At 71.9% G+C, this 7,259-nt stretch carries 6 protein-coding genes; 4 read left to right on the forward strand and 2 right to left on the reverse strand.

Features of this window, described 5'->3' with window-relative positions; all coding sequences use genetic code 11:
- Positions 1 to 259 precede the first annotated feature (259 nt).
- Together ACFWU3_RS36200 and ACFWU3_RS36205 are read right to left on the reverse strand one after the other, a co-directional pair.
- Entirely contained in the window at positions 260 to 670 is a 411-nt protein-coding gene (locus ACFWU3_RS36200) for a VOC family protein (protein ID WP_313942272.1), read from the reverse strand.
- A gap of 10 nt (positions 671 to 680) precedes the next feature.
- Complete coding sequence (locus tag ACFWU3_RS36205; RefSeq protein WP_327677088.1) at positions 681 to 1,124, reverse strand: helix-turn-helix transcriptional regulator; 444 nt, start codon at positions 1,122 to 1,124, stop codon at positions 681 to 683.
- 248 nt (positions 1,125 to 1,372) lie between these two features.
- Here ACFWU3_RS36205 and ACFWU3_RS36210 point away from each other — a divergent pair, with 248 nt between their 5' ends.
- The 4 genes from ACFWU3_RS36210 to ACFWU3_RS36225 form a co-directional block, all read left to right on the forward strand.
- Positions 1,373 to 3,256, forward strand: a complete 1,884-nt coding sequence (locus ACFWU3_RS36210) for a hypothetical protein (RefSeq protein ID WP_384445842.1) — start codon at positions 1,373 to 1,375, stop codon at positions 3,254 to 3,256.
- 79 nt (positions 3,257 to 3,335) lie between these two features.
- Complete coding sequence (locus ACFWU3_RS36215) at positions 3,336 to 4,196, forward strand: ABC transporter ATP-binding protein (protein ID WP_384445843.1); 861 nt, start codon at positions 3,336 to 3,338, stop codon at positions 4,194 to 4,196.
- Positions 4,193 to 5,173: an ABC transporter substrate-binding protein gene (locus ACFWU3_RS36220; RefSeq protein ID WP_384445845.1), complete on the forward strand. Its 981-nt coding sequence runs from the start codon at positions 4,193 to 4,195 to the stop codon at positions 5,171 to 5,173. Before ACFWU3_RS36215 ends, ACFWU3_RS36220 begins: the two co-directional genes overlap by 4 nt.
- A gap of 4 nt (positions 5,174 to 5,177) precedes the next feature.
- On the forward strand, positions 5,178 to 7,259 hold a 2,082-nt coding region (locus ACFWU3_RS36225), incomplete at its 3' end, for an iron ABC transporter permease (RefSeq protein ID WP_384445847.1).

Here is a 7,259-nt window from a genome sequence, read left to right on the forward strand (position 1 = left end):
GCGCCGGACGGGCTCGCACCACTCGACCCGACGATGACGCCATCCACACCGTTTCGGTTGCTGCGCCTGCGGCCGGTGTGCCTGCTGGGGGGCGGGCGGCGGGGCCGACAGCTCCAGCCGTACCGGCCGAGGACGGCGGCACCGACCGAGGACAGCAGCACCGGGTACGACGGACCGGCTCGTACCGGCCCCGGATCCGGACGGCCTCGGCCTTCGCCGCTGCCGCCCCTTCAGGCCGTGGGCCGGACAGCCCCGCGGCTCAGCTCCGCTCCTGAATACGGAGCAGGTTGCCCGCCGGGTCGCGGAAGGCGCAGTCGCGAACGCCGTAGGGCTGCTTGGTCGGCTCCTGGACGACCTCCGCGTCGGTCGCCTGGAGCCGTGCGAAGGTGCCGTCGAGGTCGGGGGTTGACAGGACGATGCTCCCGAAGGTGCCCTTGGCCATCATCTCGGTGATGGTGCGGCGCTCGTCGTCGGTGATCCCGGGGTCCGCGGCCGGCGGATGCAGGACGATGGAGGTGCTGGGCTGGCCGACGGGGCCGACCGTGATCCAGCGCATCCCGTCGAATCCGACGTCGCCCCGGACCTCGAAGCCGAGGGCGTCGCGGTAGAAGGCCAGGGCGGCGTCCGGGTCGTCCTGCGGAAGGAAGCTCGCGTGAATGGTGATGTCCATGGCCGTCACGCTAGTCGCGGCCCGGAGACCGCGCTTCTCGATTCCTGACCGGCCTGGTCACCTGTTTCGACACGCACGACGGCATCCCCGCCGTCGCGCTCGCCGCCTGCTCCCGGTAGGTGCTGGGCGGCATGCCGACGAGCTCGGTGAACCGCGTGGAGAAGGTGCCCAGCGACGAGCAGCCGACCTCGAAGCAGACCTCGGTGACGCTGAGGTCTCCGCGCCGCAGCAGTGCCATCGCCCGCTCGATGCGCCGCGTCATGAGGTAGCTGTACGGCGACTCGCCGTAGGCCTGCCGGAACTGGCGGCTGAGGTGCCCGGCGGACATGTGCACGCCCCGGGCGAGTGCCTCGACGTCCAGCGGTTGCGCGTACTCCCGGTCCATCCGGTCGCGCACGCGGCGCAGGCGGGCGAGATCGCGCAGGTTCGGCGCCGGGTCGGGTCTGCTGGTCACACAGGAGATCGTACGTCGCCCCGGGGCCGACATCTGTCGACTCGTACGGGCAAACCGGCCTGAAGGAAGCAGTCCCGGGAATCCGGTGCCGGGCCTCCCCGCGGACGTCCAGGGCGGCATGCGGTGCCGGCCGCACCGGGCCCAACTTCGTCCCCTTGCCCGGCGGTTGAAACGCATGACACTGTGCTGCACCGCGGCAGCGACATCGCGACCGCTCGACGTACCCGGACCGGAGAGGCCCCGCACGCGTGACGTCGCCCCCCAGACCGCCCGCGCACTGGACCGCGGACGAGCAGCACATGTGGCAGCAGTACCGTCGCGGCGAGTGGTGCGACGTCGGCGAGGTCGGGGCTGACGCCGTGCGATCGCTGCTCCTCACCGCTCCCGAGCCGGAGAGCGGTCAGTCGGCGAGACTCCATCTGCGCGGCGCCCGGATCACCGGGGCGCTGGACCTGGCCGACGCCGACATCGGTGTGCCCGTGCGCATGCATCGATGCACCTTCACGAGCCCCCTCCTCATGCGCGGCGCCCGCGTCAACGCTCTCGTACTCGTCGGGTGCGAGGTGCCGGGCATCGTGGCCACCGGCGCGGCGACCGCCCGCGAGGTGAAGATCGTCGACTGCGTCGTGGACGGCACGCTCGACCTGCGCTCCTTCAGGGTCGGCGCCTGGCTGAGCCTCGACGACTCCCGGATCGGGGGCCCGCCCGGGCGCCCGGCTCTGGACGCGCAATCACTCAGCGTCGCGATGGGCCTGTCCGCAGCCGGCCTGGTCTGCGACGGCGCCGTGCTTCTCCACAGTGCGAACGTCCAGGAGTACCTCGGATTCCGCGGCGCGCGGCTGCTCGGCCCCGAAGCCCGCCTCCGCGCCCCCGAACTCGTCGTCGGCGGGAGCGTCCACCTCGACCGGGGCTTCGTCAACGAGGGGCCGACCAACCTCTACCGGGCCACCATCGGCGGCTCCCTCCACCTCGAGGAGGCGACGCTGACCGGACGCGGCACGGAACGCGGCCAGGCGGCCCTGGGTCTGGTGTGCGCCACCGTCGAGGGCAACATCCAGGCAGGTGCCGGCGTACTGGTGAACGGCTGCATGGACCTGCGCGACACCCAGATCCGGGGGACGGTCAATCTGGACGGCGCCCGGGTGGACAATCCCCTGGGCCCGGCGGTCAAGGCCTTCCGCGTCCAGGTGGGCGGGGACCTGCACGCCCGTGACGGCTTCGTCGCGGTGGGGACGCTGGAACTGTCGGGGGCGAGGATCGGCGGTTCGCTGCAACTGGACGGCGCCGAGCTCACCGGCCACGAGGGCATCGCGGTGCGGGCACGCAACCTCGTGGTCGGCGCCCGTATCGACTGCTCGGGCGGCTTCACCGCACACGGCACCGTCTGGCTCAGCAGCGCTTCCGTCGCGAGCCGGATCTCCTTCGCGGGCGCGGCGATCTCCCCACCCGAGGGCGAGGACGCACTGATCCTCCGGCGGGTCGGCACCCCCGAACTGTCGCTGGGACTGCGGGAAGCGCCGGGCGGCCGCGTCGACCTGAGCTTCGCCGCACTCGGGGTTCTGCGTGACGATCCGGCCACCTGGCCGGCGGCCCTTGTCCTCGACGGACTCCACTACGACGCGCTGCCGGGCCCCGCCCGCGCCGCCGAGCGGCTGTCCTGGCTGATGCGGGACCCCGCGGGGTTCGCCCCCCAGCCGTACGAGCAACTCGCGGCCCACTACCAACGGATCGGCCGCGACACCGACGCACGGTCGGTGCTGCTCGCCAAGCACCGGCGGCTGCGTTCCACACTGCCGCTCCCCCAGCGGCTCTGGGGGCTGCTCCAGGACCTGGTGATCGGCTACGGCTATCTGCCCAGCCGGGCCGTCTGGCTGCTCGTTCTGCTCCTGACGCTCGGGGCGACCGTGTTCTCCGTGCACCGTCCGAGCCCGGTCGGCGACGGGCCGTACCCCGCGTTCAACGCCCCGCTCTACACACTCGATCTGCTGATCCCGCTCACCGATCTCGGGCAGGACCGCTTCTACGCGGCGGACGGGCCCCTCCAGTGGATCGCGGTTCTGCTGATCTGCGCGGGCTGGCTCCTGGCGACGGTCGCCGCGACCTCCGCGAACCGGGTGCTGCGCCGCAACTGACGCCTCCCCCGCGGCCTCCCTGGTCACAGCAGTAGCCGCGGGCGCAGGGCACTACTTAGGCTAGGCTAACCTTCACCTCGTGACAGTTGACGCAGAAACTTCAGCGGCCACGAGGGTCTCCCTCCATGCCCTGTCGGCCACAGGTGTGACCGTCGCCTACGACGGCGACGACGTCGTGCACGACGCGTCCGTAACCCTTCGGGCCGGCGAAGTGGCGGCCCTGGTGGGCCCCAACGGCAGCGGGAAGTCGACCCTCCTGCGCACGCTGGCCCGCCTTCAGGAGCCGCGGACTGCCACGCTCACCATCGACGGCGACACCGACGGCTTCGCGCTGAGCCCGCGTGAGTTCTCGCGCCGCGTAGCCCTCCTGACGCAGGGCCGCCCCACTCCCAGCGGGCTCACCGTCCGCGACCTCGTCGAATTCGGCCGCTACCCGCACCGCGGACGCTGGGGCGGTGCGGACCCCGACGGACGTGCCGCCGTGGACCGAGCACTCGCCATGACCGGTGTCACCGAACTCGCCGACCGCGGCGCCGAGAACCTCTCCGGCGGGCAGTTGCAGCGAGTGTGGCTCGCCGGCTGCCTCGCGCAGGAGACGGGTGTGCTGCTCCTCGACGAGCCGACGACCTACCTCGACCTCCGCTACCAGGTCGAACTCCTCGATCTCGTACGCGACCTCACGGACATTCACGGCATCGCCGTCGGCGTCGTGCTGCACGACCTCGACCAGGCGGCGGCCGTCGCCGACCGGATCATGCTCCTCGATGCGGGCCGGATCATCGCCGACGGAAGCCCTGAAGACGTCCTGACCGCGGAGCGCCTGACGGCCACGTACGGCATCCGCATCGAGATCTCCCACGACCCACTGACGGGCCGGCTGCGCACCCGCGCGATCGGCCGACACCACACACGAAGTGAAAGGCCCAGCGCCACCTCATGAGACGCCTCCTCATCACCGCGGCAGCCGCCACCGCCGCGGCCCTCGCCCTGTCCGCCTGCGGTACGACCGAGCCCGCCGCGGACGCCGTGAAGAAGACCGCCGCTCCCATCACCCTCACCGACGCCTCCGGCGCCAAGGTGCAACTCGACGGCCCCGCCAAGAAGGTCGTCGGCACCGAGTGGAACGTCGTCGAACACCTGATATCCCTCGGCGTCGACCCCGTCGGCGTCGCCGACGTCAAGGGCTACAAGGCCTGGGACACCGTCGTTCCGCTGAAGAACGAGCCCAAGGACATCGGCCTGCGCGGCGAGCCGAGCATGGACGCCGTCGCCTCCCTGTCGCCCGACCTCATCGTCGCCACCCACGACCTGCCGGCGGCCGCCGTCAAGCAGCTCCGCAAGGTCGCGCCCGTGCTCCAGGTGCGCTCCGCCGAGGCGGCCGACCCGATCGGCCGGATGACGGCGAACCTCGACGTCATCGCGAAGGCCACCGGCACCACGGCACGGGCCGAAAAGCTCAAGCAGGAGTTCGAGGCCAAGCTCACCGAGGGCAAGCAGGCGCTCGACAAGGCCGGGCTCGCCGGCACCCGGTTCGCCTTCGCGGACGGCTACGTCGCCTCCAACCAGGTCTCGATCCGGCCCTACACCAGCGGTTCGCTCCTCGGCGCCGTCAACGAGAAGGTCGGCCTGAAGAACGCCTGGAGCGTCAAGGGCGACGAGAGCTACGGTCTGGCCGCCACCGACGTCGAGGGACTCACCAAGCTCGGCGCTGTCCAGTTCGCCTACATCGCCAACAAGGACGACGCGTCGAGCACGCCGTTCACCGGCGCCCTCGCCAAGAACTCCGTGTGGACGTCCCTGCCGTTCGTGAAGTCCGGCGACGTGCACCGGCTGCCCGACGGCATCTGGATGTTCGGCGGCACCGAGTCGATGGAGGCATACATCGACGCGGTCGTCCAGGCGCTCACGAAGAAGTAGGACCATGGCAGTCACCGCTACGAAATCCGCGGCTCGTTCGTCGCCGGCCCCGTCCCGGACGGGCCCGGCAGCGGTGACCGCCGCTCTTCTCCTGACACTCGCGGTTCTCGCGACCATCGACATCACACAGGGCACCGCCGCGACGGACGCCAACGCGGTGTTCAAGGCTCTCACCGGCCGGGCGGACGCGGGCGACGCCTCCGTCGTCATCGCGTCCCGGCTGCCGAGGATGGTCGCCGGACTGCTTGTCGGGGCCGTGCTCGGCATGGCGGGCGCCGCCCTTCAGGCGGTCAGCCGCAACGTCCTCGCCTCACCCGACACCCTGGCCGTGAACGCGGGTTCCTACCTCGCGCTCGGGCTGATGGCGGTCACCGGCATCAGTCTCCCCCTGTTCGCCTCCGCGGGCGTCGCGTTCGTCGGCGCTCTGGCGGCGGCGGGCATCGTCCTCGGGCTGGCGGGCCTGGGCGCGGGCACCGTCCGGCTCGTTCTCGCCGGTACCGCCCTCACCCTCGGCCTCACCTCCATCACCGAGGGGCTCCTCCTGCTGTTCCCCCGGCAGACGGAGGGGCTCTATCAGTGGAACCAGGGCAGCATCAGCCAGAACGGGTTCGACGGCGTGGTGCAGATGGCACCCGTCGCCGCTGCCGCGCTCGTCGGGCTGCTGCTGATCGCCCGTCGGGTCGACGCCCTGGCACTCGGCGACGACGCCGCGCGCGGCCTCGGGGTCAGGGTCCGGACGACGCGCGTCACCGTGGTGGTGCTCGCGTCGCTCCTCTCGGCGGCCGCGGTCACGCTCGCCGGGCCGATCGGCTTCGTCGGCCTGTGCGCGCCCGCACTCGTGCGTCCCCTGGCGCGACGCTTCCGCGCGTTCACCCGGGGCCGTGCGAGCATGCCGCTCGCGGGCCTGGCGGGAGCCGCGCTGGTGCTCGGATCGGATGTGCTGCTGCGGGCACTCGTGCCCGCGGACACCGCGGTCGCCGTCCCGACGGGCGTCGTCACCAGCCTCGTCGGCGCCCTGTTCCTGGTCGTGATGGCGACACGGCTCCGGGACACCACCGCGGCGGCCGCACCCGACCGCCTGCGCATCAGGAGCCGGGCGACCTTCCTGACCACCACGGCCGTCCTGACGACGGTCCTCGTCGGTGTGACGATCGCCGCCGTGCTGCTCGGCGACAGCAAGCTGCTGCTGGGCGATGTCGTCAACTGGATGCAGGGCAGAGCCGGTCAGAGCATCTCCTTCGTCCTCGACACCCGCACCCCCCGCGTCTACGCGGCACTTCTGGCAGGCGCCGCACTGGCCCTGTCGGGAACGCTGGTGCAGGCCGTGACCCGCAATCCGCTCGCGGAGCCCGGTGTCCTCGGCGTCTCCGGCGGGGCCGCCCTCGGTGCCGTGGCTCTGGTGACCACCGTGCCCATGGCCGGGTCGTGGAGCATCGCGGGGGCCGCGCTCGCCGGCGCGGCGATCACCGCCGCCGTCGTCTTCGGCCTCGCGGCACGCGGCGGTTTCCAGCAGAACCGCCTCGTCCTCGTGGGCATCGGCATGGCCACCGCGTCCTCCGCCGTGATCAGCCTGCTCATCGTGCTCACCGACCCGTTCAACGCGACGAAGGCCCTCACCTGGCTCTCGGGGTCCACGTACGGGCGGACCGTGCCGGACGTGCTGCCTCTCGCGGCGGTACTCGCCGTGGGTCTGGCGATCGCGGTCCTACGCCGCAAGGAACTCGACCTCGTCTCCCTCGACGACCACACGCCCAGACTGCTCGGCATCGGTCTGCCCCGGGAGCGACTGGGCTTCCTCGTGGTGAGCGTCCTCCTCAGCGCGACCGCGGTCTCCGCTGCGGGATGGATCGGATTCGTCGGGCTGGTGGCACCGCACGCGGCCCGTGCGCTGGTGGGCAGGCGCCATGTGCGGGTGATACCGGTCGCGGTGATCCTCGGCGCCACCCTGGTCTGCGTCGCGGACCTTCTGGGCCGTACGGTGATCGCCCCGGCCCAGCTCGGCGCCGGACTCATGACGGCGATGGTCGGTACGCCGTACTTCCTCCACCTGCTCGTGCGCAGCCGCCGATCGCGGTCGGTGCCCGCT

Origin of the sequence: Streptomyces sp. NPDC058685, from assembly GCF_042714725.1 — a bacterium.
GTDB lineage: Bacteria > Actinomycetota > Actinomycetes > Streptomycetales > Streptomycetaceae > Streptomyces.

Coding starts and splice junctions, on each gene's coding strand:
- ACFWU3_RS36220 (WP_384445845.1), top strand. CDS start 4,193: ATGAGACGCCTCCTCATCACCGCGGCAGCCGCCACCGCCGCGGCCCTC.
- ACFWU3_RS36200 (WP_313942272.1), bottom strand. CDS start 670: ATGGACATCACCATTCACGCGAGCTTCCTTCCGCAGGACGACCCGGAC.